This window comes from Flavobacterium sp. (assembly GCF_035299245.1).
Lineage (GTDB): Bacteria > Bacteroidota > Bacteroidia > Flavobacteriales > Flavobacteriaceae > Flavobacterium.
Genome location: NZ_DATGWY010000014.1, coordinates 278,837 through 305,569, shown reverse-complemented (window position 1 = coordinate 305,569; position 26,733 = coordinate 278,837). Strand labels below are relative to the sequence as shown.

Annotated in this window: 27 protein-coding genes and 1 tRNA gene; 17 read left to right on the top strand and 11 right to left on the bottom strand. The window is 36.5% G+C overall.

Annotation, left to right across the window (positions count from 1 at the left end; all coding sequences use genetic code 11):
• Positions 1-322: 322 nt before the first annotated feature.
• Together VK161_RS10305 and clpB are read right to left on the bottom strand one after the other, a co-directional pair.
• Positions 323-892: a DUF4256 domain-containing protein gene (locus VK161_RS10305; RefSeq protein ID WP_324214697.1), complete on the bottom strand. Its 570-nt coding sequence runs from the start codon at positions 890-892 to the stop codon at positions 323-325.
• Between the two features lie 299 nt (positions 893-1,191).
• Complete coding sequence (gene clpB / locus VK161_RS10300; protein WP_324214696.1) at positions 1,192-3,789, bottom strand: ATP-dependent chaperone ClpB; 2,598 nt, start codon at positions 3,787-3,789, stop codon at positions 1,192-1,194.
• A gap of 129 nt (positions 3,790-3,918) precedes the next feature.
• On the opposite strand from clpB, the gene ytxJ reads away from it, so the two are divergent.
• Both ytxJ and VK161_RS10290 read left to right on the top strand, forming a co-directional pair.
• Positions 3,919-4,308, top strand: a complete 390-nt coding sequence (gene ytxJ / locus VK161_RS10295) for a bacillithiol system redox-active protein YtxJ (RefSeq protein ID WP_324214695.1) — start codon at positions 3,919-3,921, stop codon at positions 4,306-4,308.
• Positions 4,309-4,314: 6 nt separating this feature from the next.
• Complete coding sequence (locus tag VK161_RS10290; RefSeq protein ID WP_324214694.1) at positions 4,315-5,433, top strand: lactonase family protein; 1,119 nt, start codon at positions 4,315-4,317, stop codon at positions 5,431-5,433.
• 4 nt (positions 5,434-5,437) lie between these two features.
• On the opposite strand, the gene VK161_RS10285 is transcribed toward VK161_RS10290, so the two are convergent.
• Entirely contained in the window at positions 5,438-6,622 is a 1,185-nt protein-coding gene (locus VK161_RS10285) for a hypothetical protein (RefSeq protein ID WP_324214693.1), read from the bottom strand.
• A 51-nt stretch (positions 6,623-6,673) separates the two neighbouring features.
• The gene (gene fahA / locus VK161_RS10280; RefSeq protein ID WP_324214692.1) at positions 6,674-7,957 is read right to left on the bottom strand and encodes a fumarylacetoacetase; all 1,284 of its coding nucleotides are present in this window, start codon (positions 7,955-7,957) and stop codon (positions 6,674-6,676) included.
• 113 nt (positions 7,958-8,070) lie between these two features.
• On the opposite strand from fahA, the gene glyA reads away from it, so the two are divergent.
• The 4 genes from glyA to VK161_RS10260 all read left to right on the top strand — a co-directional run bounded on the left by glyA (position 8,071) and on the right by VK161_RS10260 (position 10,796).
• Positions 8,071-9,345: a serine hydroxymethyltransferase gene (glyA, locus tag VK161_RS10275; RefSeq protein WP_324214691.1), complete on the top strand. Its 1,275-nt coding sequence runs from the start codon at positions 8,071-8,073 to the stop codon at positions 9,343-9,345.
• Positions 9,346-9,347: 2 nt separating this feature from the next.
• A complete protein-coding gene (mnmD, locus tag VK161_RS10270; RefSeq protein ID WP_324214690.1) occupies positions 9,348-10,010 on the top strand; it encodes a tRNA (5-methylaminomethyl-2-thiouridine)(34)-methyltransferase MnmD in 663 nt (220 codons plus the stop codon).
• A 115-nt stretch (positions 10,011-10,125) separates the two neighbouring features.
• Positions 10,126-10,323: a hypothetical protein gene (locus VK161_RS10265; protein ID WP_324214689.1), complete on the top strand. Its 198-nt coding sequence runs from the start codon at positions 10,126-10,128 to the stop codon at positions 10,321-10,323.
• Positions 10,324-10,574: 251 nt separating this feature from the next.
• The gene (locus tag VK161_RS10260; RefSeq protein ID WP_324214688.1) at positions 10,575-10,796 is read left to right on the top strand and encodes a hypothetical protein; all 222 of its coding nucleotides are present in this window, start codon (positions 10,575-10,577) and stop codon (positions 10,794-10,796) included.
• Between the two features lie 13 nt (positions 10,797-10,809).
• Here VK161_RS10260 and VK161_RS10255 read toward each other — a convergent pair whose 3' ends face one another.
• Positions 10,810-11,751: a LysR substrate-binding domain-containing protein gene (locus tag VK161_RS10255; RefSeq protein ID WP_324214687.1), complete on the bottom strand. Its 942-nt coding sequence runs from the start codon at positions 11,749-11,751 to the stop codon at positions 10,810-10,812.
• Between the two features lie 100 nt (positions 11,752-11,851).
• On the opposite strand from VK161_RS10255, the gene VK161_RS10250 reads away from it, so the two are divergent.
• The 5 genes from VK161_RS10250 (at position 11,852) to can (ending at position 15,773) form a co-directional block, all read left to right on the top strand.
• Positions 11,852-12,331, top strand: a complete 480-nt coding sequence (locus tag VK161_RS10250) for a DNA starvation/stationary phase protection protein (RefSeq protein WP_324214686.1) — start codon at positions 11,852-11,854, stop codon at positions 12,329-12,331.
• 66 nt (positions 12,332-12,397) lie between these two features.
• Positions 12,398-12,685: a hypothetical protein gene (locus VK161_RS10245; protein ID WP_324214685.1), complete on the top strand. Its 288-nt coding sequence runs from the start codon at positions 12,398-12,400 to the stop codon at positions 12,683-12,685.
• Between the two features lie 59 nt (positions 12,686-12,744).
• The gene (locus VK161_RS10240) at positions 12,745-14,340 is read left to right on the top strand and encodes a SulP family inorganic anion transporter (RefSeq protein WP_324214684.1); all 1,596 of its coding nucleotides are present in this window, start codon (positions 12,745-12,747) and stop codon (positions 14,338-14,340) included.
• 15 nt (positions 14,341-14,355) lie between these two features.
• Positions 14,356-15,036, top strand: a complete 681-nt coding sequence (locus tag VK161_RS10235; protein ID WP_324214683.1) for a carbonic anhydrase family protein — start codon at positions 14,356-14,358, stop codon at positions 15,034-15,036.
• Positions 15,037-15,137: 101 nt separating this feature from the next.
• On the top strand, positions 15,138-15,773 hold the full coding sequence (gene can, locus VK161_RS10230; protein WP_324214682.1) for a carbonate dehydratase: 636 nt from the start codon (positions 15,138-15,140) through the stop codon (positions 15,771-15,773).
• Here the strand turns inward: can and VK161_RS10225 are convergent.
• From VK161_RS10225 to VK161_RS10215, 3 genes are all read right to left on the bottom strand, one after another.
• Positions 15,770-16,975, bottom strand: a complete 1,206-nt coding sequence (locus VK161_RS10225; protein ID WP_324214681.1) for an LETM1-related biofilm-associated protein — start codon at positions 16,973-16,975, stop codon at positions 15,770-15,772. The genes can and VK161_RS10225 overlap by 4 nt on opposite strands.
• A gap of 85 nt (positions 16,976-17,060) precedes the next feature.
• Positions 17,061-17,630 carry a YdeI/OmpD-associated family protein gene (locus VK161_RS10220; RefSeq protein WP_324214680.1) on the bottom strand — a complete coding sequence of 190 codons (570 nt, stop codon included), beginning with the start codon at positions 17,628-17,630 and terminating at the stop codon, positions 17,061-17,063.
• Position 17,631: 1 nt separating this feature from the next.
• Entirely contained in the window at positions 17,632-18,207 is a 576-nt protein-coding gene (locus VK161_RS10215) for a pentapeptide repeat-containing protein (RefSeq protein WP_324214679.1), read from the bottom strand.
• A gap of 133 nt (positions 18,208-18,340) precedes the next feature.
• Between VK161_RS10215 and VK161_RS10210 the strand changes: the two genes are divergently transcribed.
• From VK161_RS10210 to VK161_RS10190, 5 genes are all read left to right on the top strand, one after another.
• A complete protein-coding gene (locus VK161_RS10210; RefSeq protein WP_324214678.1) occupies positions 18,341-19,381 on the top strand; it encodes a GMP reductase in 1,041 nt (346 codons plus the stop codon).
• Positions 19,382-19,909: an NUDIX hydrolase gene (locus VK161_RS10205; RefSeq protein ID WP_324214677.1), complete on the top strand. Its 528-nt coding sequence runs from the start codon at positions 19,382-19,384 to the stop codon at positions 19,907-19,909. It abuts the gene before it with no gap.
• A gap of 58 nt (positions 19,910-19,967) precedes the next feature.
• The gene (locus VK161_RS10200) at positions 19,968-21,086 is read left to right on the top strand and encodes a vWA domain-containing protein (RefSeq protein WP_324214676.1); all 1,119 of its coding nucleotides are present in this window, start codon (positions 19,968-19,970) and stop codon (positions 21,084-21,086) included.
• Positions 21,087-21,159: 73 nt separating this feature from the next.
• Complete coding sequence (locus VK161_RS10195; RefSeq protein ID WP_324214675.1) at positions 21,160-22,623, top strand: magnesium chelatase; 1,464 nt, start codon at positions 21,160-21,162, stop codon at positions 22,621-22,623.
• A 237-nt stretch (positions 22,624-22,860) separates the two neighbouring features.
• On the top strand, positions 22,861-24,276 hold the full coding sequence (locus VK161_RS10190) for an MATE family efflux transporter (RefSeq protein WP_324214674.1): 1,416 nt from the start codon (positions 22,861-22,863) through the stop codon (positions 24,274-24,276).
• A 550-nt stretch (positions 24,277-24,826) separates the two neighbouring features.
• Here VK161_RS10190 and VK161_RS10185 read toward each other — a convergent pair.
• Positions 24,827-24,900 (bottom strand) — tRNA-Arg (locus tag VK161_RS10185).
• 70 nt (positions 24,901-24,970) lie between these two features.
• Between VK161_RS10185 and VK161_RS10180 the strand changes: the two genes are divergently transcribed.
• Positions 24,971-25,483 (top strand): adenine phosphoribosyltransferase, encoded by a 513-nt coding sequence (locus tag VK161_RS10180; protein WP_324214673.1) that lies wholly within the window; start codon positions 24,971-24,973, stop codon positions 25,481-25,483.
• A 32-nt stretch (positions 25,484-25,515) separates the two neighbouring features.
• On the opposite strand, the gene VK161_RS10175 is transcribed toward VK161_RS10180, so the two are convergent.
• Together VK161_RS10175 and VK161_RS10170 are read right to left on the bottom strand one after the other, a co-directional pair.
• Entirely contained in the window at positions 25,516-25,659 is a 144-nt protein-coding gene (locus VK161_RS10175) for an SsrA-binding protein (protein ID WP_324214672.1), read from the bottom strand.
• Between the two features lie 92 nt (positions 25,660-25,751).
• A complete protein-coding gene (locus tag VK161_RS10170; protein ID WP_324214671.1) occupies positions 25,752-26,666 on the bottom strand; it encodes a hypothetical protein in 915 nt (304 codons plus the stop codon).
• Positions 26,667-26,733: the final 67 nt, after the last annotated feature.

Below are 26,733 nucleotides of genomic sequence, written 5' to 3'. Positions count from 1 at the left end.
ATTTTGGGAATCGGTTGCTAATTTAGATAAACTTTTTTTGGTAATAAAAAAAAATAATTAGCACAAGTTGTTCATCGATAAAAAAAGTTTTACATCTATCAAAAAGAAATAAGGCTATTATTAAATACGAATTTTCTTAAAGAAAAAACCAATGGTTTGGTTTTGGAGCAGCACACATTGTGGAACAAAACCACCTATTCAAAACCCAAATCACTGTAAAATTGCCTTGAAACTTCGTAATTATTAGCTCCGATAAAGGGTCGAATGGATTTGGAATTGTGTTGCATAGTTTTGCATTTTATATGCTAAAGATAGTGTAAATTTAAACTCTAAGTAAGCCTCGAAAACCACGTGCAGCATAATACGATTGCGCTCCATTATGATAAAAGAACACTTTGCCGTAACGGTAATCTGCAAAAAGTGCTCCACCCAATTTTCTTATTTCAGATGGTGTTTTAATCCAACTTGACGTTTTGGAGTCAAACTTACCCAATTGTTGTAAGTTGAGGTAATCTTCTTCTGATACAATTTCAATTCCCATCTCATTAGCCTTATCAACAGCGTTGTTTTCGGGTTTGAATTCTTTTCGCGATTCCAATCCTTCTTTGTCGTAACACAAACTTCTTCGTCCAGCTGGACTTTCAGTCGAACAATCAATAAAAATGTATTCACCTGATTGCTCATCAAAACCCACAACATCTGGTTCGCCTCCTGTTTGTTCCATTTCATTAAGCGACCATAATTTTTCTGGATTGTTTTCTAGCTTTTCTTGAATTGTACTCCAGTCCAAATTTTTGTGGCGAATGGTGTTTTTTTCGAAACGAGTTTTTAGGATGTTGAGCAATTCTGCATGTTGTTCAGCTGATAGTTGTTTGTTAGAACTTTTTTCCATTGTGATTTTTTTTTGCAATTAACAAATATAAAGAAAAAGCTATCACATTTTTATAGCTCTTAGAACTCTTGTTTTTGCAAAAGACGTTTCTCAACTAGCCCCGATTGGAGCGGCACGCAGTAAAGCGTAAAGCGGGAAAATGGATTACAAGAAAGCCCAAGCCATTTGCTACAAAAACTAAAAAAAAGCCCTAACAGATTCACTACCTGTTAGGACTATCAAACCAATTACTAATTATGAAAATTTATTTTACAAAGTCAAAACTCTATATTCTATTGTCTCTTTTCTCAGGCACTCAATTACTCATTCGCTCCATTCCTAAAAACGAGCTGACCATCAAAACAATCGAGTAAAATAATACTGTCAACTGTTACTTTTCCTGCTAGAATTTCTTTGGAAAGTTGGTTTAACACTTCACGTTGAATCACTCTTTTTACAGGTCGTGCTCCGTATTGCGGATCAAATCCTTTTTCAGCCAAATAGCCTATGGCTTCTGGAGTGGCATCCATAGTAATGTTTTGTTGCGCGAGCATTTTGATAACATTTTTCAACTGTAAACTTACAATTTGTTTGATGTTGGCTTCGGTCAACGGCGTAAACATTACTATTTCGTCAATACGATTGATGAATTCAGGTCGAACCGTTTGTTTTAATAAACCTAACACTTCCAGTTTGGCTGCTTCAGTTGCAGCTTCAATGCCGCCTTTCAAATTTTCAAACTTCTCTTGAATGATATGACTTCCCATATTCGAAGTCATGATGATAATGGTGTTCTTGAAATCGGCAACGCGACCTTTATTATCGGTCAACCTTCCTTCATCCAACACTTGCAATAAGATGTTGAAGGTGTCGGGATGCGCTTTTTCGATTTCGTCTAATAAAATTACTGAATACGGTTTTCTGCGGACTGCTTCGGTCAATTGTCCACCTTCGTCGTAACCCACATATCCTGGAGGCGCACCTACCAAACGACTCACACTGTGGCGTTCTTGGTATTCACTCATATCGATGCGCGTCATGGCATTTTCATCGTCAAATAAATATTCGGCAAGTGCTTTGGCTAATTCGGTTTTTCCTACACCTGTTGTACCTAAGAAAAGAAAACTTCCGATGGGCTTTTTCATGTCTTGCAATCCTGCTCGACTTCTGCGAACCGCATCACTCACGGCTTCAATGGCTTCTTCTTGACCAACAACTCTTTGATGTAATTCGTCTTCTAATTTCAACAGTTTTTCGCGTTCACCTTGCAGCATTTTCATTACTGGAATTCCCGTCCATTTGGCAACCACTTCGGCAATGTCTTCGCGAGTAACTTCTTCTTTAATCAGTGAATTTCCTGCCTGATTTTCGGCTAATTGTTTTTGCAATGCATCCAAACGCTCTTGTGCTTCCTTGATTTTTCCGTACCGAATTTCGGCTACTTTTCCGTAATCGCCATTGCGTTCGGCTTGCTCGGCTTCGGTTTTGAAATCCTCAATTTCGAGTTTTACCGTTTGAATATTATCGACTACATCTTTCTCCGATTTCCATTGCGTAAAAATCTCGTTGCGTTCTTCTTTTAAGTTGGCCAAATCCAAACCTAAACTTTTGAGTTTGGTCTCGTCATTTTCGCGTTTGATTGCTTCAATTTCGATTTCCAACTGCATAATTTTTCGATCCAAAACATCGAGTTCTTCGGGTTTTGAATTGATTTCCATTCGCAATTTTGACGCAGCTTCGTCCATTAAATCAATGGCTTTATCGGGCAAAAAACGATTGGTAATGTAGCGTTGCGAAAGTTCAACCGCGGCAATAATAGCGTCGTCTTTGATGCGCACTTTGTGGTGTGTTTCGTATTTCTCTTTGATTCCGCGTAAAATCGAAATGGCACTTTCAGTATCGGGTTCGTCAACCACCACTTTTTGAAAACGGCGTTCGAGTGCTTTGTCTTTTTCGAAGTATTTTTGATATTCGTCTAAAGTTGTGGCACCAATTGCACGCAATTCACCGCGCGCCAAAGCAGGTTTTAAAATATTCGCGGCGTCCATCGCACCTTCGCCACCACCAGCACCAACTAAAGTGTGTATTTCGTCAATGAAAAGTACGATATCACCTTCGGCTGAAATGACTTCTTTGACTACCGATTTCAATCGCTCTTCAAATTCACCTTTGTATTTTGCTCCAGCTATGAGCGCACCCATGTCGAGTGAATAAACGATTTTATCTTTTAGATTTTCGGGAACGTCACCATCTACAATTCGGTGTGCCAAACCCTCGGCTATAGCGGTTTTACCAACTCCAGGTTCACCTACAAGCATCGGATTGTTTTTGGTACGACGCGTTAAAATTTGCAGTACACGTCGGATTTCTTCATCACGACCAATTACAGGATCAAGCTTGCCACTTTTAGCTAGTTCGTTGAGGTTTTTAGCGTATTTACTGAGCGAATTGTAGGTTTCTTCAGCAGAAGCAGAGGTTACACGTTCGCCTTTTCGCATTTCTGAAATAGCGGCTTCCATGGCTTTCTCAGTTACACCTTGGTCTTTTAAAATTTGGGCTACTTTGCTTTTTGATTTGAAAATGGCCAACAGTAAATGCTCAATAGAAACGTATTCATCGTTCATTTTTTTGGCGATGCTATTGGCTTCATTCAGCATTGTTCCTGCATCTCGAGAAAGCATAATATCGCCACCCGAAACTTTCGGAAAACTTTGAATAGTGCTGTCCAAGACTTTTTTGAACAAATCGACATTCACATTAACCTTTTTCAAAATAAAAGGAGCAACGTTTTCGTCCACTTCCAAAATACCTTTGAAAATGTGTTCGTTTTCGAGCTGTTGTTGCCCGAAACTTTGTGCAATTTGCTGCGCTTGTTGCAAAGCTTCTTGCGATTTTATGGTTAAATTATTAAAATTCATTTTAGTTTTTATCTGGTTTACTGTTGTTTGGTCAATTTATGTTCCATTATTAAAAACAAGTCAAAATGACGTATTTTGGAATATATTTACCGTAATTTTGCGTCAATTAGTCTGATTTAATGACAACATATGAGTTTTTTTAAAAATATATTCGGAAGTTCGGAAGACGAGGCGGTAAATTCAAAAGTACATTGGCGCGAATTGACTGATTTAGGTCAGTTGAATGAAATCATCAATGAATCTACAGAGCAACCTGTAATTATTTTCAAGCACAGTACACGCTGCAGCATTAGTCGTTTTTCCTTGAAACAATTTGAATCGGAGTTTGATTTACATGATAAAATAATTCCGTATTACCTTGATTTATTGAATCATCGCGATATTTCCAATGAAATAGCCAGTCGTTTTGACATCGAGCATCAATCGCCACAATTGATTTTGATTCAAGACGGAAAAGCAATTTACGATGCGTCACATGATGCGATTTCGGTTGCTGGTGTTAAACGTAATTTAGAATAATTGCTAATGAAAATTACCAGTAAACTTCTTTTACTTTTTTCAATTCTATTGATGAGCTGTTCCACTTCTAAAAACAACACTTATTTAGTAGGTACGTATACCGAAAACAAAAGTCAAGGAATCAACATCATCGATTTTAATGAGGCTTCGAAAGTAATTTCGTTACAAAAAGTAGTAAATGAAATCGAAAATCCGTCGTTTGTAATTACGAATAAAGCCAAAACGATTGTAGTTGCTGTTGAAGAAACGGCAAGTACAATAGGAGGAAAGGTGACTTCGTTTTCTTATGATTCTAAGTCATCCACTTTCAAAAAAATCAATTCACAATTTACGTTGGGAGATCATCCGTGTACGGTGGCTTTTAGTTCGAATGAAAAGTTTGTTTTAGTTGGAAATTATTCAGGAGGAAATTTGTCCGTTTTCCCAATTGATGCCACGGGGAAATTATCTGAAGCGAATCAAACCATCACTTTTCAAGGAAAAAGTAGCAATGCACAGCGTCAAGAAAAACCACACGTTCATTGCATTGTTTTTCATCCAACAGATAATAAAATAGCGGTTGCCGATTTAGGAAGAGATGCAATTGATGTGATTCCATTTGATGAAAAGGCTCCTTTATTTTTAATTGAAAACAAAATTATTTCTACCAAAGTTCCTGCTGGCTCGGGTCCGCGTCACTTGATTTTTAATTCCAAAGGAAATCGCTTGTACGCTACTTTTGAATTGACCAATGAAGTGGCTATTTTTGATTATTCAGATGATAAATTACAACTTTTGAAGACGCTTTCTTTGACAAAAATTCCAACACAAAATGGTTCAGCTGCTGAGGTTCGGTTGAGTGATGATGAGCAATTTTTGTATGCTTCGGTACGTGGAAATGACAATCAATTAGTTGTAATTCAATTGAACGATGGTAAAAATGCCAAAGTAATTCAATCTATTTCTACTGGAACATCACCGCGTAATTTTATCATTTCTAACAATCAAAAATCAATTTTAGTTGCCAATCAATTTTCCAATTCGATTATCGTTTTTGATCGAAATAAAAAAACAGGCTTGCTAACGCCAACTTCATCTGAATCTGAATTGACCATTAACCAACCGGTTTATTTTTATCCTTTTTAAGAAGTTATCGTCGGAACTTATTCCGAACAATGATGTCTTTGAGTTTGGCTTTTAAATCTTCACCCGAATCGTAAACCATTTGTTCGTTGCTAGGAAACGCTACTGCACGTTTATCAAAATAAGGCAAATAACTGTCGTCACACGCTCTTCTATCTCCGTTGTATGTTGAGTAAATGTGTTCAAAAACAAATTCGCTAGCTAAAGGAAAAGTATCGATTAATTGATTTGTTTTAAAATCGATGTAATCTACTTTTGCCGTAACTTGGGTGGATTTGAATTGACGGAATTCGTAGATGTTAATGCGAATTGTTTTGAAATTATCCACCATAATCACATTACCCAAACTGTCTTTTACTTGTTGACCTTGGGCGTTGACCAATGGTTTTTTTCCGTCTTTGATTTGCTTTTCTTTAATGAATTCTTTTTCTTTCACTTGTTCAGGAGAAATGTTGATTTCTCTAAAATTAACGATTAATCCATAATCATAATTAATGTCTTTCATGCGATTACTGTGGTACACAGTCCATTTATCATTCAAACCAAACGTACTGAAATCCAATAAATCGTTTTGCAAACGTACAGGAATCACCATATTGGTTTCGTTTTTGGTGAATACACTTACGTAATCGGTTCCTTTGAATTTGGCTTCGTCCATTAATTTGGCTACATCTTTATAACCCGGACTTAATTGATCCAAATACACTAAATCATCGTAAGCGCGACGAATACTCATTTTGTCTTTTGAACCTAAAAGTGCTTTCGAATTGTCGTATAAATGTTTCGATAAGGCATTTTTACTACTTACAATCTGATCCGTATAATCATCAAAAGGGAAAATAGCGTTTCGACCTTCTTTTAATAATTTTAAAGGTAATAATGGTCGAATCAATTCCTGACGATTGTTCAATTGCTGATAAGTATTGAATATTTTTTCTAAGTTATTAGGATTAGCGTCTTTAAACCAAGTTGCAATGTTACGCAAATCACGTTCTTTAGCTTTAGCAAACGCCTCTTCTAATAAGTACACATAATCTTGTTTTCCTTTGGCATCTTTGCGGTTGCGTAATCCTTCAACAGCATTTTGAATGGCTGAATCATAATCGCCTGAAGTGAGCGATTCTCTAGTTTGTCGTACTCCACATGAAGTGATGAGAACAAAAAAGGTGAGTAATAAAGTAATTTTCTTCATGGTGTGTAGTTTTAAAGTTCTATTTGAAATAATCCAAATATTGAGCCACAATTATTTTCTCACAAACGGCGGCAATAACTTACTCGAAACTTCACCAAAACCAATACGAACAGAACTATTCTCACAATAGCCTTTGAAAGTCACAGTGTCATTATTATTGATGAATTTGCGCTCGGTTCCATCACTCATTTTTATTGGGTTTTTTCCACCCCAAGTCAATTCTAGCATCGAACCAAAACTATCGGGTGTTGGTCCGGATATGGTTCCAGAACCCATCATATCGCCCGAATTAACGCGACAACCATTAGAAGTGTGGTGTGCTAATTGCTGTGCCATTGACCAATACATGTATTTGAAATTGGATTTAGAAACCAAAGTGGGTTCTGCTTTCTCAGGCTGAATGTACACTTCTAAATTGATATCGTATGAGTTTTTTCCTTTTTGTTGTAAATAAGGAAGTGGAGTAGGATCTTGGTTCGGACCTTTGGTTTTGAAGGGTAATAAAGCATCCATCGTAACAATCCATGGAGAAATGGATGAAGCAAAGTTTTTCGCCAGAAACGGTCCAAGTGGAACGTATTCCCATTTCTGAATGTCGCGCGCACTCCAGTCGTTCAGTAATACCATTCCGAATATGTACTCTTCAGCTTCACCAACTGGAATATTTTCTCCCATAATGTTGGCATCAGTGGTAATGAAAGCCGTTTCCAACTCAAAATCCACCAAACTCGAAGGTCCAAATACAGGAGAGCTTTCCCCATTAGGTAAAATTTGTCCCATTGGACGATGTACCGGAATTCCTGACGGTACAATTGTAGAACTTCTTCCATGATAACCAACCGGAATGTGCAACCAATTGGGCAACAAAGCATTATCAGGATCGCGGAACATTTTTCCAACATTGGTAGCGTGTTCTTTGCTTGAATAAAAGTCAGTATAATCACCAATTTGAACAGGTAAAAGCATTTCGATGTCTTTAATATCAAAAATAACTATGCTTCGATGTTCTTCATTATCTCTTAATTCTGGATTATTGATGTCGAATAATAACGCTAAACGATTACGAACCATTCGCCACGTTTTCTTACCATCAGAAATGAAATCATTTAAAGTGTCTTGCATGAACATATCGTCTGTAAGTTCGATGCCTTCAAAATACCCGAGTTGTTGTAAAGCTCCCATATCAATGGCAGAATCTCCGATTCTAGTTCCAATGGTTACTACATCATCTTTGGTTAAAAAAACTCCAAATGGAATATTCTGTATGGGAAAATCACTGTTTTCAGGTACTTCAATCCATGATTTTCTAGTTGGGTCGTTGGCTATATTTGGCATATTTTGGGCTGTTGATTTGTTGTTGAAAAATTTGTAATCAAATATATCATTTAGAATTTATATGACAAACATATTTTGTAATTTTGGAAAGTTTTAACGAAAATCCAATAAAAATGCAACGCGACGAACAAATTTTTGACCTAATTTTAGACGAACAAGACAGACAAATTCACGGAATTGAACTTATTGCTTCTGAGAATTTTGTAAGCGACCAAGTAATGGAAGCTGCAGGTTCCGTTTTAACCAATAAATATGCTGAAGGTTATCCAGGAAAACGCTACTACGGCGGATGCGAAGTAGTTGATGTTGTGGAGCAAATCGCTATTGACAGAGCCAAAGCACTTTTTGGTGCTGAATACGTAAACGTACAACCTCATAGTGGATCACAAGCCAATACTGCTGTTTTTGCAGCTTGTTTGAAACCGGGAGACAAGATTTTAGGTTTTGATTTATCGCATGGTGGACATTTAACGCACGGTTCTCCGGTTAACTTCTCAGGTAAATTATATACTCCTTCTTTTTATGGTGTTGAGCCTGATACAGGAGTGTTGAATTACGATAAAATTCAGGAAATTGCTACTAAAGAACAACCAAAAATCATTATAGCTGGAGCTTCTGCGTACTCTCGCGATATGGATTTTGCACGTTTCAGAGCGATTGCTGATTCAGTTGGAGCGCTTTTAGTAGCCGATATTTCACATCCTGCTGGTTTGATTGCAAAAGGATTAATGAACGACCCAATTCCGCATTGTCATATTGTAACTACTACAACTCATAAAACGTTGCGCGGACCAAGAGGTGGAATGATTATGATGGGAAAAGATTTCGAAAATCCATGGGGATTGACGACTCCAAAAGGAGAAATCAGAATGATGTCACACATTTTAGACATGTCGGTTTTTCCGGGCAACCAAGGCGGACCATTGATGCACATTATTGCCGCAAAAGCAGTTGCATTTGGCGAATGTTTATCGGATGAGTTTTTCCAATACGCAATGCAAGTTCAAAAAAATGCCAAAGCTATGGCTGATGCTTTTGTAAAAAGAGGTTATAATATTATTTCGGGTGGAACTGACAATCACATGATGTTGATTGATTTGAGAAACAAAAACATCTCAGGAAAAGAAGCCGAAAATGCTTTGGTAAAAGCTGAAATCACAGTAAACAAAAACATGGTTCCATTTGATGATAAATCGCCTTTTGTGACTTCAGGCATTCGCGTTGGAACACCAGCAATTACAACTCGTGGTTTAGTTGAAAGTGATATGGAAACCGTTGTTGATTTAATCGATAGAGTTTTGATGAATCACACTAATGAAGACGTTATAGAGCAAGTAGCCAATGAAGTAAATGAAATGATGAGTGAGCGACCAATTTTTGTATTCTAATTTTGAAACAAACGCTCTTCATAACCAATGATGGTTCAACATCCATTCGTTTGGATGAGTTAGACGAAACGTACCATTCTAAACACGGTGCCATTCAAGAAGCTTATCATGTATTTATAAAAAACGGACTTTCCTTATTTGAAGGAAGGTCCGTTTCTGTTTTAGAAATAGGATTTGGTACAGGCTTAAATGCTTTAATAACATTAAAAGAAGCTCAGAATTTAAAGCAAACTATCGATTATGTTGGAATAGAAGCACATCCAGTTTCTTTTGATATGATAATGCAAATGAATTACGTGCAGCAATTGGATCAAGATAACTTGAAATCGAGTTTTGAACTCATGCATCATTCGGATTGGCAAAAAAGAATTGCAATAACACCTAATTTTAGTCTTATCAAAGAGAAAAAATTATTCCAAGAAATCAACAATGAAAACCAATTTGACCTGATTTATTTTGATGCTTTTGGATTCAGAGTACAGCCTGAATTATGGTCGGTTGAGATTTTTCAGAAAATGTATAAAGCGTTGAAAAAAGATGGGGTTTTGGTCACTTACGCGTGCAGAACTTCAATTAAAAATGCTATGAAAGAATGCGGTTTCACTGTTGAAAAACTTCCCGGAGCACCTGGAAAGCGTGAAATGTTGCGAGCATTTAAAATTTAACAAACAATTAAAAAATCAAATTTCATTATTTTTTATATTTGTAACAATAAAATGTACTATTCTACGTTTTATGACAAGTTCTTCAAATAATTCTAACCAATTTAGCTAATTTTTTATGTCAAGATTAATTTATGACTACACTAAGTCAGTTCTTGAAAGAGTTAGTTTCGATTCTAAACTTTTTCGAAAAGAATTAGAAAAAGCAATTAAGGTGCTTTTACCTTATGAAGTTGAGCAGTTGACCGAATGGTTACTCAATTTTACTAAAGAGAAGCCCGAATTAAGGCAATGTTTACTGAGTATCAATAAATAAAAACTAAAGGAGCTTAAACGGCTCCTTTTTTATTGGAATCAATTAGGGTATTTTATTTTCAAAATGTTATAGTAGTAAATGGAAAGTGAAATAGAATATTAATTATAAAAATAATCTTACTTTAAAACTTAAAATATGTTTTTAATCGATAAAAATAGTTTTTAAACGATTTTAAATTTTGTTTTTTAAAGTTTTACTATTAGTTTTACTCTACGTTCTTAAAACAAGATAACCCTAAATCTTAACAACCTATGCCAAGAATGATCTATGATTACACAAAATCTACGTTGGAAAACGTGAGTTTTGACCCCAACCTTTTCAAAAAAGAATTACGAAAAGGAATTAAAAACCTAATGCCTTACGAAATAGAATTACTTGGCAGGTGGTTGATGTATTACACATCAAATAGACCCGATTTAAAAAATTGTTTGAGTGAGTTTAGTTCAGATTTCAACGAAAGAGGAGTCGCATAAAGCGATTCCTTTTTTATTTTACCGTTTTCGGACTTACGATTTGTACGTTATTAAAAACTATTGCGCCTTTTACAACTCCAGCAATCGTGCTTCTCAAGGCATCAATAATATGAATTTTTAATTCACTTTTTGGGTAAATCAAACTCACCTCGCGAGCCGGTTTTGGTTCGCTGAATTGCCTTAGTTTTAATTGGTCTTTTTCCTTCAAATCCAATGTATGTAAATAAGGTAAAAGTGTGGTTCCTAAACCTTCATCGGCTAATTTGATTAAGGTTTCAAAACTTCCACTTTCCAACTGGAAATGATTGTGCTCTGAGTTTTTGTTATTTCTACACAAGTTTAAAACGCTGTCTCTAAAACAATGTCCGTCTTGTAATAGCAATATTTCATCCAAATTCAAATCGTCAATTGTGATTTCCTTTTTATTGAAATGATTGTGATGTTCTGGTATGTACGCCACAAAAGGTTCAAAATACAACACTACTTCTTTTATTTTCTCTTCGTTCAAAGGTGTAGCAGCAATTGCCGCATCTAAATGTCCATTGTTGAGTTTGAAAATAATGTCTTCGGTATTCAACTCTTCAATAATCAATTTTACTTTTGGGTATTTTTTGATGAAATTATTCAAAAACATTGGTAATAATGTAGGCATTATTGTCGGAATGATACCCAATCGAAATTCACCTCCAATGAATCCTTTTTGCTGATGAACTATATCTTGAATGCGATCAGCTTCATTGACGATATTTTTTGCCTGATTCACAATTTTCTGACCAATTTCGGTCAACTGAATGGGTTTCTTGGTTCGGTCAAAAATTTGAATACTGAGTTCTTCTTCTACTTTTTGAATTTGCATACTCAAAGTAGGTTGCGTCACGAAACATTTTTCGGCGGCTAAAGTGAAATTTTTGTGCTCGGCTACAGCCAAAACGTATTGAAGTTGAGTAATTGTCATTTGGATAGTAAAATTTGATGCAAAGATAAAAACTATCAATTTAATTTATGGTTAAAATTGACTTTTTATTAAGAAATTTGTTAATAAAATTAATAGAATCATGAAACTTAATAGCATTGGTTTACCCCAAAAAGAAGCTGAAATTGTGGCTGCCGAATTGAATATTTTACTAGCCAATTTTCAGGTTTATTACCAAAATTTGAGAGGATTGCATTGGAACATACGAGGCAAACGTTTCTTTGATTTACATTTAAAATTTGAAGAATTATACAATGATTCTCAACTAAAAATTGATTTAATCGCAGAGCGAATTTTGACTCTAGATGGAATTCCGTTGCATACTTTTGACGATTACATCAAATACAATAAATTGGAAATTGGTAAAAACATCAATAATGATGAAAGAGCCATTGAGTTGATTTTGCAATCATTAACCCAATTACTAAAAATTGAGCGTGTTATCCTCAAAAAAGCAAGTGAAATTGAAGATGAAGGAACCACATCAATGATGAGCGATTTTATTGTTGAGCAAGAAAAAACCATTTGGATGATGAAAGCGTGGCTTGAAACCGAAGCCTAATTAAAATAATTGTTAAAAAATATTAAATAGCTTTTTATTACTGTAATGAAAAGCTATTTTTGCCATATGAAGTTAATAGCTCGATTCATATTATTCATTTTTGTAGCTTTTCTTTCAACACCAACTATTGTCACGTTGATTGAAAAGAATTCAGATGTATCGATGTTTTATAACTTCGCTGAAGAGGAAAATCACAAAGAAATTAAAGAAATCAAAGCCGATTTAAGCTTGGGTTTCGATTATCCTTTTATTGAGTTGCAACAAAATTGTGATTCCAAAATTACTTCAAAAAACTTACTACGTCATGACAACATCGCGGAAGAAATATTCATTCCGCCCCCAGAATTAGTTTAATACTGCATTTTTGAATGTTCGCTTGTGCGAATGCTTTTAGTATTAAATTAATTTATGGTATGACAAAAAAAATCAATCTTTTTGCTAACCTTAAGTCTGATTTCGCATCAGGTTTAGTGGTTTTTTTAGTGGCTTTGCCACTGTGTCTCGGAATTGCATTAGCAAGTGGAGCACCTTTGTTTTCTGGAATTATTTCAGGAGTTGTGGGCGGAATTGTGGTAGGTTATTTAAGCCAATCTCATTTGAGTGTTTCGGGACCAGCAGCAGGTTTAACAGCCATCGTTTTAACCGCAATTTCCGATTTAGGAGCATTTGATGTGTTTCTTCTCTCGGTTGTATTGGCAGGATTGATTCAGTTAGCTTTAGGCTTCATTAAAGCGGGTTCTATTTCCAATTACTTCCCAACTAATGTTATTGAAGGAATGCTAGCCGGAATTGGAGTCATCATCTTTCTAAAACAAATTCCACATGCCTTTGGGTATGATAAAGACTATGAAGGAGATTTGGCTTTTCTTCAACCCGATGGTGAAAATACATTCTCAGAAATGTTTCAGGCTCTGAGTCACATTCAATTAGGATCGGTAATTATCACATTAATTTCGCTTTTCATACTAATAGCGTGGCCTAAAGTTGATTTTCTCAAAAAAATAAAATTACTTCCACCTGCCTTAATTGCGGTAATTGTAAGTATAGTTGTAAATGAGATTTTTATACGTACAGGAAGCAGTTTTTCCATCAAAAAAGAACATTTAGTTAGCTTACCAGTGCCAACATCTATAGAAGAATTTAAAAATATTTTTATACTTCCAGATTTTACTGCCATTGCAAACACAAAAGTGTGGATAGTAGCCATTACAATTGCTGTAGTAGCTTCGATAGAAACTTTATTGTGTATTGAAGCTTCCGATCGTATGGACGCTCAAAAACGATATACGGATACCAATGTCGAATTAAAAGCACAAGGAATCGGAAACATGATTAGTGCAATGTTAGGAGGTTTACCAATGACATCTGTGGTTGTGAGAACTACCGCTAATAATTCTGCCGGTGCCAAATCAAAGATGTCAACTATAATTCACGGCTTCTTTTTAATGGTGAGTGTTCTTGCTATTCCTGTAATTTTGAATAAAATTCCACTAGCAACATTAGCAGCCGTACTTTTATTAATCGGATACAAATTGGCAAACCCTAAAACCATCAAACACTTTTGGGAAAAAGGAAAATACCAATTCATACCTTTCATTGCCACCTTTTTAGCGGTTGTTTTTACAGATTTGTTAAAAGGCGTAGCTCTGGGAATGATCATCAGCGTGATATTTGTTTTGAAAGGAAACATGAAACGTGCTTACAATTTTAGAAAAGAGCAATACCATGATGGTGATATTATTCATATTGATTTGGCTCAAGAAGTGTCTTTTCTTAATAAAGCAGCAATCAAAACAACTCTAGCATCCATTCCAGAAAATTCAAAGGTTATTATCAATGCATCAGATACCGTTTATATTGCTCATGATGTGTTGGATTTGATTAAAGAATTCAAGAAAACGCGCTCTAAAGAAGAGAATATTAAAGTAAAATTAGTAGGTTTTAAGAAGGCTTACGACTTAGTGAACACAGGTGACGAAGAAAAACACGTTTTTGTTGAACATAAATAATTAAAATACTATAAAATGAAAACTTTAAATAAAGAATTACAAGCTCAAATTACGCCAAGAAAAGCGTTAGAATTATTACAAGAAGGAAACAAAAGATTCATCAGCAATTTAAAAGCTCATCGTGATTTATTGGAGCAAGTAAACGAAACTCGCGATGGTCAATGGCCTTTTGCTACTATTTTGAGTTGCATTGACAGTAGAACGTCGGCCGAATTGATTTTTGATCAAGGTTTAGGCGATATTTTTTCAGTTAGAATTGCCGGAAATATAGTAAACACTGATATTCTTGGAAGTATGGAATTTGCTTGTAAAGTAGCAGGTTCTAAACTAATTGTGGTGTTAGGTCATAGTAAATGTGGAGCAGTAAAAGGTGCCTGCGATCATGTTGAAATGGGTAATCTAACGGAGTTGTTGTCCAAATTGCAACCTGCAGTATACCAAGAAACGGCGACAAAAGAAAACCGAACTTCCAGCAATTCACCGTTTGTTGAAAATGTAGCCCAAATCAATGTAAAACGCAATGTAAAAAACATCATTGAGCGCAGTTATGTATTGGAGCAAATGATAGAAAATGGCGAAATCGGAATTGTAGGTGCAATGCACAACATTGAAACCGGTGAAGTTACTTTTTACGACGATGTTGTTTACATTAAAGACGAATTAAATCCAGCTTTTTCTGTAGCTGAGTTACGATAATTTTTTGGTTAATTAGGTTAATAGTTGCCATTAGCCACAAATCCAAACGATTGTGGTTAATGGCTTTTTTATTTCACTATCTTTGATTTTTATCTACCATTATGACTGATTTTTACAAAAGAATTCTTGACAACAACAAAAAATGGGTGGAAGACCAACTCGCCATCGACCCAGAATATTTCAACGATTTATCCAAAGGACAAAATCCACCACTTTTATGGATTGGTTGCTCCGATAGCAGAGTTCCAGCTAACGAAATAATAGGTGCTAAACCCGGTGAAGTTTTTGTTCACCGAAACATTGCCAATTTGGTTATACACACCGATATGAACCTTTTGAGCGTTTTGGATTATGCGGTAAATGCCTTAAAAGTAAAACACATTATTGTTTGCGGACATTACGGTTGTGGTGGTGTGAAAGCGGCTATGGGAAATGAATCCATTGGAATTATTGATAACTGGATTCGACACATCAAAGATTTGTTCCGAATTCACCAAGAAGAACTACTAGCTATTCAAGACGATGAACAACGTTTCAATCGTTTGGTTGAGCTTAACGTGATTGAACAAGTATACGATTTAGCCAAAACTTCCATTGTACAAAATGCTTGGAAAACCGGACAAAAATTGAATCTTCATGGTTGGGTGTACGGACTCAATTCGGGCTATGTAACTGATTTGAATGTGAATTTCAGTTGTGATAAAGATCTCGACGAAGTATTCAAACTCGATTTCTAATCCTCTAAATTTTCATTAAATGCCGATGGCAATAACTGCGGAATAAATTTTATCAAAATCGGCAATAACAATCCGCCACCAGGAAGTAAAAAAATAGTCAACGACGGAATTGATTTGCAAATATCTAAAATCTGTTTTTTTACTTTCTTTTTTTCTTCCGGACTCAAATCTTTGCTCGTTGATTTGGCCAAAAGCTGCATCAATTCTTTGCTTTCCGAAATTTCTTTGGTCAGACGTTTTTTATTTCGAGTAATCAAAACCTGAACTCCAGTTGTGGTTTGGTCGTAAAAATGCTTCACCGGATTGGAGTAGTGGAAGTACTGAATTTCACTTTTGTATTTGGTGATGAACGCGTCTGTGTCGGTTACACTTTCGTTGACAAAATCATCTGAAATGCTTATTTTTTCAGCTAATTTGTGTAAAAAATACAACTCATCATTTTCGATAACTGCGTCGTTCCAAAGCGTCAACCCAGCCAAATCCAGTATGTAGTATTTTTCTAAATCAGCTGAAAGATGATCAAAATCAAGGGATTCTAACACCTTATTCTTCGATTTTTCATTGTCGATGGAAAACTTGCTGTAACGCACCGACGACTCAAAAAGTTTGATCAGCAAATCATCGTTTTGCGATTTGATGGTTTTTACTTTCAAAGCCAAAGTGACTACGCTGAGAATAATTTCCTCGATATTCTTGATGTATTTATTCGAAATTTTTCCCGTCATCAAAAATTGACGAAACGCCAAAACATCCACAAAAAGCAACGCATTAGTGACTATGTGCGAAAAGTTTTTACTGATGATGTCTTTGTTGGTTTGGATGCGTTCTCTGATGATGCTTTCCAACTTTGAGCTGTTCGAATGCGATAAAATTTTATCAAAAAGATCAAAACCTTTCGGACTCAGTTGATTGTAAAATTCGATGGTTTTTTCGACGAATATTTTGAAATCCGAATCATTCTGAGTAAATAAATACATCGAATACAAATGAGTCAACAAAGCCACTTTCGAAATTTCATCCGATTTCCAATGCGAAATATCAAGGGTTAACGATGGGTCAATCTCTACCACATGTCCGTAAATAAACCCAGTTTTCCGAATGTTTTTATACAACGACAATTCATAGGTAAAGTTGTTGGTCATTAACTTTCCTTGCTCTTGAAAAAATTTGTCAATCCAGCCGTTTGCCGATGGGTTAATCATAGTGGTAATTTGAATTGTAAAACTAAGTTTTTTTATGAATGTGAAGAGTAAATCAACTTTAAGTTTTGGTAATTTTTGTCAAAATTTATTGACGTGATTTGATGTTTTTAGCACACAAATCAATGATTTCGGCAATTCGATTTTGTCGTGTTTCTTCACGTTTGGCTTGATTGAGCCAATACAGATAACTTTTTTTATACGTTTTACTGAAATTGTTATAGTTGTTGAAAGCCAATGGGTTAGTATCAAATGCACTTTGTAAATCAACTGGAATTTCTAAATTTTCCACCGCATCTAATGATTCCCAAGAGCCATTTTTCTTAGCAGTTTCAATTTTTCTTAACCCGCTTTCGTGCATCAAATTTTCTCGGATTAACTCTTCAATGTACGTTTTGTTGAGTTTACTCCATACGCTTTTGTCTTTTCTGGGAGTAAATAGTTGCTTACGGCGTTCATCATCCATTCGTTTTACAGTCGAATCAATCCAACCGTAACAAATAGCCACTTTTACGGCTTCTTCCCAACGCATACTTTCAAATTCGCTATCCACTCGATAAAAAATAAGAAAAACACTGTTGTGCAAATGATGATTTTCGTGCAACCATTCGCGCCATTCTTGAGCATTTTTGAAGTAGAGATGTGGTTTTTCAGACATACTATTCTTTTATGATTAGTTCGTATTTATCCAATAATCCTCTGATGTTATACGTCGAAAAAATCGCTCTTTTCAATTTGTTTTTTTCAGGATCGATGGAAAAATTGTAGCTGGTATACAAATCGGCTTTGTTCATAATAGTTTCACTAAAAACAGCCAAGCGTAAGTTGCAATTGTCAAACAATGACTCACTCAAATCACTCGCCATAAAATCGACCGAAACCATGCTGCAATTGATGAATTGTATTTTTTTCAACTTCAATTTGTAAAACTGAGCGTAATCCAGCAAACAATCTTTAAAGTTGAATTCGTAAATCACTTGATCGGTCATTGCAAAATTAACACTTGTAAAATTGCATTTCGTAAACCAAACACCACGCAAGGATACGTGATTGATTTTGGTACTTTGAAAGTTACATTCGATAAAATTACAATCTGAAAATGTCACAGCCTGAAAGAAACACGCTCTAAAATCACAGTCAATAAACGTGCAATTCTCAAATTCAGTTTCCCTAATTTCTTCCGAAGTAAATGCGTGATTTTTGTATTCTTTATCGAAAATAAAATGCAATCCCATTGTGTAGTATTTTGGTTCAAAAATAACGATAAAAAGTGTAGTTTACTGTTAATAAAAAGACACTTTCTTTTAATAACTAAATGTGCATTTTTTGCATTAAAACTCTAACTTTGACAGTAAACTAATGTGAATTATGAGAATAGAAACCGACTTAAAATTAGGATTTAAAGATGTAATGATCCGACCCAAACGGTCTACTTTAAACAGCAGATCAGAAGTGTCTTTGGAGCGCGATTTTAAATTTTTACACAGCACGGTCGAATGGAAAGGAATTCCAATTATGGCAGCCAACATGGATACGGTTGGAACATTTGAAATGGCAAAAGCGTTGGCTGAGAAGCAGCTGTTTACTACCATTCACAAACATTATACTTTAGAAGATTGGAAAAACAATTTGTCGGATGTATCGGCTGATTTTTTCAATTATATCGCCGTAAGTACAGGAACGGGGAAAAACGACCAAGAACATCTGAGTCAGATTTTGAACGCTTTTCCACAAATTGATTTCATCTGTATCGATGTGGCTAACGGTTACTCAGAACATTTTGTGAAATTCGTCAGTCAAACACGCAAAAACTTTCCCAATAAAGTAATCATCGCTGGTAATGTAGTTACAGGCGAAATGGTCGAAGAACTTCTCATTTCAGGTGCTGATATTATTAAAGTCGGAATTGGTCCGGGTTCGGTGTGTACGACTCGAGTAAAAACAGGCGTGGGTTATCCGCAATTATCCGCCATTATAGAATGTGCCGATGCAGCACACGGTTTGGGCGGACAAATCATTAGTGATGGTGGTTGTACAACTCCAGGTGATGTGGCTAAAGCGTTTGGAGCTGGAGCCGATTTTGTGATGTTGGGCGGAATGTTGGCTGGTCACGTAGAAAGTGGCGGTGAATTAGTCGAAGTCAACGGCGAAATGTACAAACAGTTTTACGGAATGAGTTCGGAAACCGCCATGAAAAAACACGTAGGTGGCGTTGCCAATTACCGCGCCAGCGAAGGTAAAACCGTTCGTATTCCGCTCAAAGGAAGTGTCGAATTTACCATTCAAGATATTTTAGGCGGAATTCGCAGTACGTGTACGTATGTAGGTGCTTCTCGTTTAAAAGAACTAACCAAACGCACGACTTTTATACGCGTAGCCGAACAAGAAAACCAAGTCTATCCCAAATAAATGATTGATTTCTCAACCTCGTTTTTTACATTTTGCCCTAATTGCAAATCGCAACATTTTGATTTCAAGCAATTAGTCAAATTTCAGTGTCATGATTGCGGATTTGTTTATTATCATAACATTGCTGCAGCTGTTGCAGTGATTTTAAAATTCGAAGATAAAATTCTTTTTACTGTCAGAAACGTCGATCCCGACAAAGGTAAATGGGATTTGCCGGGCGGTTTTATAGATCCAAATGAGAACGCACAAGAAGCCGCTTGCCGTGAAATCAAAGAAGAATTAGGTTTGGATTTACAACCTTCTGATTTGCAGTTTGTAACCACTTCACCCAATAATTATCTCTACAAAAATGTTCCTTACCGAACCATGGATTTGTTTTTTGAATGTGAATTACAATCCGATACTATAAACATTACTGCCGAAGATGAAATCAAAGAACTGCTTTGGGTAAAAACAACCGAAATTGAGTTGGAAAAAATCGGCTTTGTATCCATTCGGAAGGTGATTGGAGAACAGTACGGACTTTAACTAAAAATTAATAGTCGTTCTCGAGTTCGGTTTAACTTTTAGTAGTAATTTTAACTCTATGGAAACGACGAAAAGAAAAGGGTTTTACTTCAAAACCTACGAAGCACCCAACTTATCTCCATTTGATCGTCTCTTTGAGATTTTCAAGGAGTTGATTACCTATACATCGGGTGATTTTGATGAGGCAATCGATTGGCTGCGTCAGTTGGATGTAGAATACAAGCTTACGGATGAAAACTATACTATCGATGATTTTATTGAAGATTTAAAGAAAAAAGGATACATCAGAGAAGAGTTAAAAGACGATGGAACATCCGGAATCGGAATTACCTCCAAAACAGAACGCGCCATCAGACAGCAAGCTTTAGATCATATTTTTGGAAATCTCAATAAATCGGGTTCTGGAAATCACAAAACAAAATACTCGGGTACGGGCGATGAAAAAACAGGTGAGTTCAGAGCCTATCATTTTGGCGATGGACTGGAGAATGTGGCACTAACCGAAAGCCTACGCAATGCTCAAATCAATAACGGAGCAGCCGAATTTCGATTAACTGAAAACGATTTGGTAGTGGAAGACACGCAATTCAAAGCGCAAATGAGTACTGTTTTGATGATTGATATTAGTCACAGCATGATTTTGTACGGTGAAGACCGAATTACACCAGCCAAAAAAGTGGCGATGGCGTTGGCCGAACTAATCACCACTCGTTACCCTAAAGATACCATTGATATTTTAGTTTTCGGAAACGACGCTTGGCCCATCAGCATCAAAGATTTACCGTATTTAAAAGTGGGACCATATCATACCAATACGGTTGCTGGACTCCAATTGGCAATGGATTTGCTCCGAAGAAAACGGAATACCAACAAACAAATTTTCATGATCACCGACGGAAAACCCAGTTGCGTGCGTGAAAAAGACGGAACGTATTACATGAATTCCAATGGTTTGGATTCGTACATCGTGGAGCAATGCTACAACCAAGCGGCGCAAGCACGGAAATTGCACATTCCGATCACAACCTTCATGATTGCCAACGATCCGTATTTACAGCAATTTGTCAATCAGTTTACCGAAGCCAATCAAGGGAAAGCATTTTACACCGGACTAAAAGGTTTGGGTGAAATGATTTTTCAAGATTATGAAACCAACAGAAAGAAGAAGATTAATTGAGAACGCAGAAGGCAGAAAGCAGAATTTAGAAAATAGAAGATAGATAATAGAGACTTCAATACAAAATTGAAACATGAAAGTAGAAAACATAAAAACATTCGGCGAATTAAAACAATCAGACTATGTATCGCGCAGTATTAAAGATGAATTACGCGATAATTTACGAGCTAAAATAAAATCGGGGCAACCCGTTTTTGAAGGTGTTTACGGATTTGAATACACCGTTATTCCCGAACTAGAACGAGCCATTTTATCGCGCCATAATATAAATTTACTCGGACTCCGAGGTCAGGCAAAAACACGTTTGGCTCGAAAAATGGTCGAATTATTAGACGAATACATGCCGATTGTGGCAGGTTCCGAAATTAACGACGATCCGTTCCAACCAATTTCCCGATTTGCCAAAGATCTTCTCGCCGAAAAAGGGGATGCAACTCCAATTCAATGGATTCACAGAAGTGAACGTTTTTCTGAAAAATTAGCCACACCCGATGTAACGGTTGCCGATTTAATTGGCGATGTTGATCCTATTAAAGCCGCTAATTTAAAGTTATCTTATGCCGATGACCGCGTGATTCACTTCGGTATGATTCCGCGTGCCAATCGCTGTATATTCGTTATCAATGAACTACCCGATTTACAAGCCCGAATTCAAGTAGCTTTATTTAATATCTTACAAGAAGGCGATATTCAAATACGCGGATTCAAACTGCGAATGCCTTTGGATATGCAATTTGTATTTACAGCCAATCCAGAAGATTACACCAATCGCGGTAGTATAGTAACGCCTTTAAAAGACCGAATTGGTTCTCAGATTTTGACACACTATCCTGAAACTATTGGCATTGCACGAACCATTACACAACAAGAAGCGAGACTAAATAAAGAACAATCGGAAACCGTTTACGTTCCATCATTGGCCAAAGATTTGTTAGAACAAATCAGTTTTGAAGCACGTGAAAGTGAATACATTGATGCCAAAAGTGGTGTGAGTGCTCGTATGAGTATCACAGCGTATGAGAATTTAGTCAGTACAGCCGAACGCAGAGCATTGCAATCGGGTAGTGAGCAAACTACGGTTAGGTTATCCGACTTTTTAGGAATTATTCCAGCTCTTACAGGCAAAGTCGAATTGGTTTATGAAGGCGAACAAGAAGGTGCTGCAGTAGTTGCACAACATTTAATTGGTGATGCAATTCATACTTTCTTCCCTGCATTCTTCCCGAAAATTGAAAAACTTGAACGCGATGCCGATGCGAGTCCGTATGCCAAATTACTCGAATGGTTCTTTGCCGAAACCGGCTTTGAATTGCTCGATGATGCTTCCGATGATGAGTACAAAAAACAATTGGACGCTATACAACCCTTGGAAGATCTCGTTCAAAAATACCAACCTGATTTCCCAAAAGAAGACATTTGTTTCCTGAAAGAATTTCTATTGTGGGGTTTGGTCGAGTACCAAAAGCTCAGTAAAGACCGAGTAGAATCAGGCTATCAATTCAAAGATTTGTACGGAAGTTTTATCAGTAAACTTTAGTATCATTAAAAAAAAATATCCTCCGCAATAATCATTTGATGTTGCGGATTTTTTTTTTTGGAAGCAAATTAGCTTGGGCTTTCTTGTAAACGTCTTTCCCGCTTTCCGTCGCACGCGGTGCTTCCTGCAATCGGGGCTAATTTCAGCAACGTCTTTTGTTAAATAACCATTTTGCAACACAAACTCAATTGTGATTTAATTCTAAAAAGTTATTTTTGATGAATTAAACGTTGTGATATGTCGTCCCAATCCAATAAAATTTCATCCATTTTCCAATTGATCAAGCAATCGCTCAAAGGCGAAGAACACGATTATACCAAAGGAAATGTAAAAATTGCCATACTATTACTTTCCGTTCCGATGATATTGGAATTGAGTTTGGAATCGGTTTTTGCCGTAGTCGATATTTATTTTGTGGGTCATTTACCTAATGCCAATGTAGCCGTAGCAACAGTCGGTTTGACCGAAGCCGTAATTTCGCTAATCTACACACTCGGAATCGGTTTAAGTACGGGCGCAACCGCAATTGTAGCGCGTCGAGTAGGTGAAAAAGATTTCATCGAAGCTTCTAAATCGGGAGCACAAGCCATTACAGTTTCGTTTTTGATTTCTCTCATAGTTGCTTTTTTAGGCGTTTATTTTGCCTCCGATATTTTGGCTTTAATGGGTGCACAACCCGAAGTTATAACTGAAGGAACCATTTTCGCTCAAATCATTTTTGCCAGTAGTCCGGCAATTATTTTACTCTTTCTAATCAACGGAATTTTCAGAGGTGCCGGAGATGCCGCCATGGCAATGCGAAGTCTATGGATTGCCAGTTTGATTAATATTATTCTGTGTCCGCTTTTAATTTACGGTTACGGTCCATTTCCCGAACTCGGACTCATGGGCGCGGCCATTGCGACCGCCACAGGAAGAACCATCGGAGTAATCTATCAATGCTATCATTTGTTCGCCAAAAGCAGAACGATTAAGATTTACAACCACTATTTCAAGCCCAATTTCGAAATTATTAAATCATTGCTGAACATCTCAATGCCAGCCATGCTACAATTTTTCATTCAAAGCGGCAGTTGGATTGTCTTGACGTATTTGGTTTCCATCACCGGAAGCACCGATGCCAGCGCAGGCTATCAAATTGCCATCAGAAATTTAGTATTTTTCATACTTCCCGCTTGGGGTTTAAGCAATGCCGCAGCAACTTTAGTGGGTCAAAATCTCGGAGCCAAACAGCCCGACAGAGCGCAACTAAGCGTACTCTTGACCACCAAATACAATATCATTTTTATGAGTTTGGTAACGTTCTTGTTTGTGTTTTTCTCTGAGTTCATCATCAGTCTTTATACCGAAAATGCTGTAATCGCCAATTACGGCAGCCAAGCGCTCCGAATCATGGGATTGGGCTTTATTTTTTACGGCATCGGAATGGTAATGATTCAGTCATTAAACGGAGCAGGCGATACCAAAACACCAACGTGGATCAACATTTTCTGTTTTTGGATCATTCAAGTGCCGCTGGCTTGGTTGTTGGCGGTGTATTTTCAACTCGGACCCATAGGCGCATTTATTGCGATTCCAACGGCAGAAACCGTATTGGCATTATTAGCGTTTTACTTTTTCAAAAAAGGAAAGTGGAAAACGGTTGAGGTGTAGGTTTTGTTATAGAATAAAGATTTATTTTTTTGAAGCTATTCCTGCTGTTCGTTGCAAGTCCTCAGTAACCGCTGTGTTTTTGTAAGTCGCCCACAAGCTTCCGTTGGTCGCTTTTGTGCATCAACAAAAACTACAGCTATTACTTGCGGGCTTTTCACTTCCATCAGGGCTAGGTTGTGTAAAGCATGAAAAAGTTTTGTGTTTGTTTTTCACGACTGGATTTTGCTGCGCAACATCCATCAAAGCTCCGCTTTGATAATAGTACAAAAGAAAAAATAACTTCAAGCAAAACTAGGTAATTGAGAAGTTTCACGACAGGATTTTGCTGCGCAACATCCATCAAAGCTCCGCTTTTATAGTATTCATTCGTGACCTCGACAGGATTAACTTCGTTGTTCCAGAATGCGCTCCGTAGTGGTAATGAAAAGTCTTTTTCAATCAGAGATTGAAAAACTTTTTTTGTTTTAATTTTTAATTTTATGTACAAGCTCAACATTAGAAATTAAAACAAAAAAAGCTCTGATGTTCATCAGAGCTTTTTATTCTTAAGTGACCTCGACTGGATTCAAACCAGTAACCTTCTGAGCCGTAATCAGATGCGCTATTCAGTTGCGCCACGAGGCCTTTTTTGTGGGTGCAAATATAGACATAATTGTGTAACTTGCAAACCAAAATTACGATAATATTAAAAAATATGCCACTAAAACAATACATCCGTGATATTCAGGATTTTCCAAAACCCGGAATTGGCTTCAAAGACATCACGCCACTTTTGATTAATCCGATTGCCCGAAAAGAAACACTCAACATCCTACTTTCTACTCTAAAAGATCAAAAAATTGACAAAGTAATCGGTGTAGAAAGTAGAGGCTTTTTCTTCGGAATGTTGTTGGCGGAAGAATTGAACGCTGGATTTATTCCAGTGCGTAAACCCAATAAATTACCTTATAAAACCATTTCAGCTTCGTACGACTTGGAATACGGTTCGGATAGTCTGGAAATTCACATCGACGCCATTCAAAAAGGCGATAGAGTAGTCATACACGATGATGTCTTAGCAACAGGCGGAACCGCCAAAGCAGTTTGTGAATTGGTAGAACAATTGGGCGGAACAATCGTTCAAGTCAACTTTTTAATGGAATTGTCGTTCCTGAACGGAAGAGAAAAATTAGGTAATCTACCTGTATTTTCAGCCATAAACTATTAGAAGTCAGACAACCGATAACTGAAATCCGACAACTATTTTTTTAAAGCACGAATTGTGACATAATAACGCCAACCAATGATTGCCATTTGCCATTTTTTGGCTTTTGATAAATCCAATTGCTGTTTGGTGAAACTGGGTAAAATCAGCTTGTTTATTTTGGCTAGAATTTTGTACATCGGATGATTTTTTTACAAAAATAAAAAAGACCACTCAATTCGAATGGTCTTTTTCAATTTTAGTATGAAATAAAATTGTGGATTTTAATCAATTAAGCTTTACGCACTTTTAATGACGATTTTGCTTTTTCCAATTCGGTTTTGGCCTTTTCCATTTCTTCTTTTGCTTTAATCATCTCTTCTTTGGCCTTGATCATTTCCTCTTTGGTTTTCTCCATTTCTTTAACATCTTCGCTTTCTCCTTTTGATGAGCCATTCATTTTACTCATCTCTTCACGCATTTTTTCAAATCGTTGTTTGATGTTTTCATCCGATTCTGAATTAAAATTGAAACTGTAGCTTTTTCCATCACCATACGAATCCATTTTGTAGCTTTTTTTGAATTCTTCAATTTCTTCTGGACTGTAATCATCAGCGCCTTCAATTACTTCACCATCTTCAATAACTAGAGGTTTTTTGCCATCTTTTTGAATTCTAATTTGTGTTTTAGAACGCGATGACATCGAACCATCACCTTCTGGAAAATCGAAAAACTGAGGCATTTTCTCAAAATTGAACTGCTTCATAAAACTGTCGCCACCCGCAAAACCGTTGAACGGACTTACACTAAAACCATTTCCATTGGACGGTTCACCAAAACCAATTTCATCATTGAATTTGAAGAACTTAATCGTATTGATTGGGTTTTGATTGTTCAATTCCATACTGCCTTTATTGCCTTTTCGATCGGAATATTCCACTTTTAGAGCAATAATTTCGTCTTTAGAATTTCGTTTTACACCCGAATACTTGATGGTGATTCCTTTCTCAGCCAAGGCTTTGATATCGTCTTTCATTTCACTTTCGGGCGTGTTTTTGTTCCACGTCATAACAATGTTATCGCTCGATGCTTGATCATCGCTCCAAGTAAACGACTTTTTGTCTTGAGCCATACCATTCGTTTGAAATAACAACGCTACAATGAGCATTGGAATCATGAAGGCAAAATTTCTAACTTTGGTTTTCATTTTTATTCTGTTTTTAATTAATTACTAAACAAATTTATAAATAGATTAAATTCAGTAAAATAGATTG

Coding starts and splice junctions, on each gene's coding strand:
- VK161_RS10305 (WP_324214697.1), bottom strand. CDS start 892: ATGGAAAAAAGTTCTAACAAACAACTATCAGCTGAACAACATGCAGAA.
- clpB (WP_324214696.1), bottom strand. CDS start 3,789: ATGAATTTTAATAATTTAACCATAAAATCGCAAGAAGCTTTGCAACAA.
- ytxJ (WP_324214695.1), top strand. CDS start 3,919: ATGAGTTTTTTTAAAAATATATTCGGAAGTTCGGAAGACGAGGCGGTA.
- VK161_RS10290 (WP_324214694.1), top strand. CDS start 4,315: ATGAAAATTACCAGTAAACTTCTTTTACTTTTTTCAATTCTATTGATG.
- VK161_RS10285 (WP_324214693.1), bottom strand. CDS start 6,622: ATGAAGAAAATTACTTTATTACTCACCTTTTTTGTTCTCATCACTTCA.
- fahA (WP_324214692.1), bottom strand. CDS start 7,957: ATGCCAAATATAGCCAACGACCCAACTAGAAAATCATGGATTGAAGTA.
- glyA (WP_324214691.1), top strand. CDS start 8,071: ATGCAACGCGACGAACAAATTTTTGACCTAATTTTAGACGAACAAGAC.
- VK161_RS10265 (WP_324214689.1), top strand. CDS start 10,126: ATGTCAAGATTAATTTATGACTACACTAAGTCAGTTCTTGAAAGAGTT.
- VK161_RS10260 (WP_324214688.1), top strand. CDS start 10,575: ATGCCAAGAATGATCTATGATTACACAAAATCTACGTTGGAAAACGTG.
- VK161_RS10255 (WP_324214687.1), bottom strand. CDS start 11,751: ATGACAATTACTCAACTTCAATACGTTTTGGCTGTAGCCGAGCACAAA.
- VK161_RS10250 (WP_324214686.1), top strand. CDS start 11,852: ATGAAACTTAATAGCATTGGTTTACCCCAAAAAGAAGCTGAAATTGTG.
- VK161_RS10245 (WP_324214685.1), top strand. CDS start 12,398: ATGAAGTTAATAGCTCGATTCATATTATTCATTTTTGTAGCTTTTCTT.
- VK161_RS10240 (WP_324214684.1), top strand. CDS start 12,745: ATGACAAAAAAAATCAATCTTTTTGCTAACCTTAAGTCTGATTTCGCA.
- VK161_RS10235 (WP_324214683.1), top strand. CDS start 14,356: ATGAAAACTTTAAATAAAGAATTACAAGCTCAAATTACGCCAAGAAAA.
- can (WP_324214682.1), top strand. CDS start 15,138: ATGACTGATTTTTACAAAAGAATTCTTGACAACAACAAAAAATGGGTG.
- VK161_RS10225 (WP_324214681.1), bottom strand. CDS start 16,975: ATGATTAACCCATCGGCAAACGGCTGGATTGACAAATTTTTTCAAGAG.
- VK161_RS10220 (WP_324214680.1), bottom strand. CDS start 17,630: ATGTCTGAAAAACCACATCTCTACTTCAAAAATGCTCAAGAATGGCGC.
- VK161_RS10215 (WP_324214679.1), bottom strand. CDS start 18,207: ATGGGATTGCATTTTATTTTCGATAAAGAATACAAAAATCACGCATTT.
- VK161_RS10210 (WP_324214678.1), top strand. CDS start 18,341: ATGAGAATAGAAACCGACTTAAAATTAGGATTTAAAGATGTAATGATC.
- VK161_RS10205 (WP_324214677.1), top strand. CDS start 19,382: ATGATTGATTTCTCAACCTCGTTTTTTACATTTTGCCCTAATTGCAAA.
- VK161_RS10200 (WP_324214676.1), top strand. CDS start 19,968: ATGGAAACGACGAAAAGAAAAGGGTTTTACTTCAAAACCTACGAAGCA.
- VK161_RS10195 (WP_324214675.1), top strand. CDS start 21,160: ATGAAAGTAGAAAACATAAAAACATTCGGCGAATTAAAACAATCAGAC.
- VK161_RS10190 (WP_324214674.1), top strand. CDS start 22,861: ATGTCGTCCCAATCCAATAAAATTTCATCCATTTTCCAATTGATCAAG.
- VK161_RS10180 (WP_324214673.1), top strand. CDS start 24,971: ATGCCACTAAAACAATACATCCGTGATATTCAGGATTTTCCAAAACCC.
- VK161_RS10175 (WP_324214672.1), bottom strand. CDS start 25,659: ATGTACAAAATTCTAGCCAAAATAAACAAGCTGATTTTACCCAGTTTC.
- VK161_RS10170 (WP_324214671.1), bottom strand. CDS start 26,666: ATGAAAACCAAAGTTAGAAATTTTGCCTTCATGATTCCAATGCTCATT.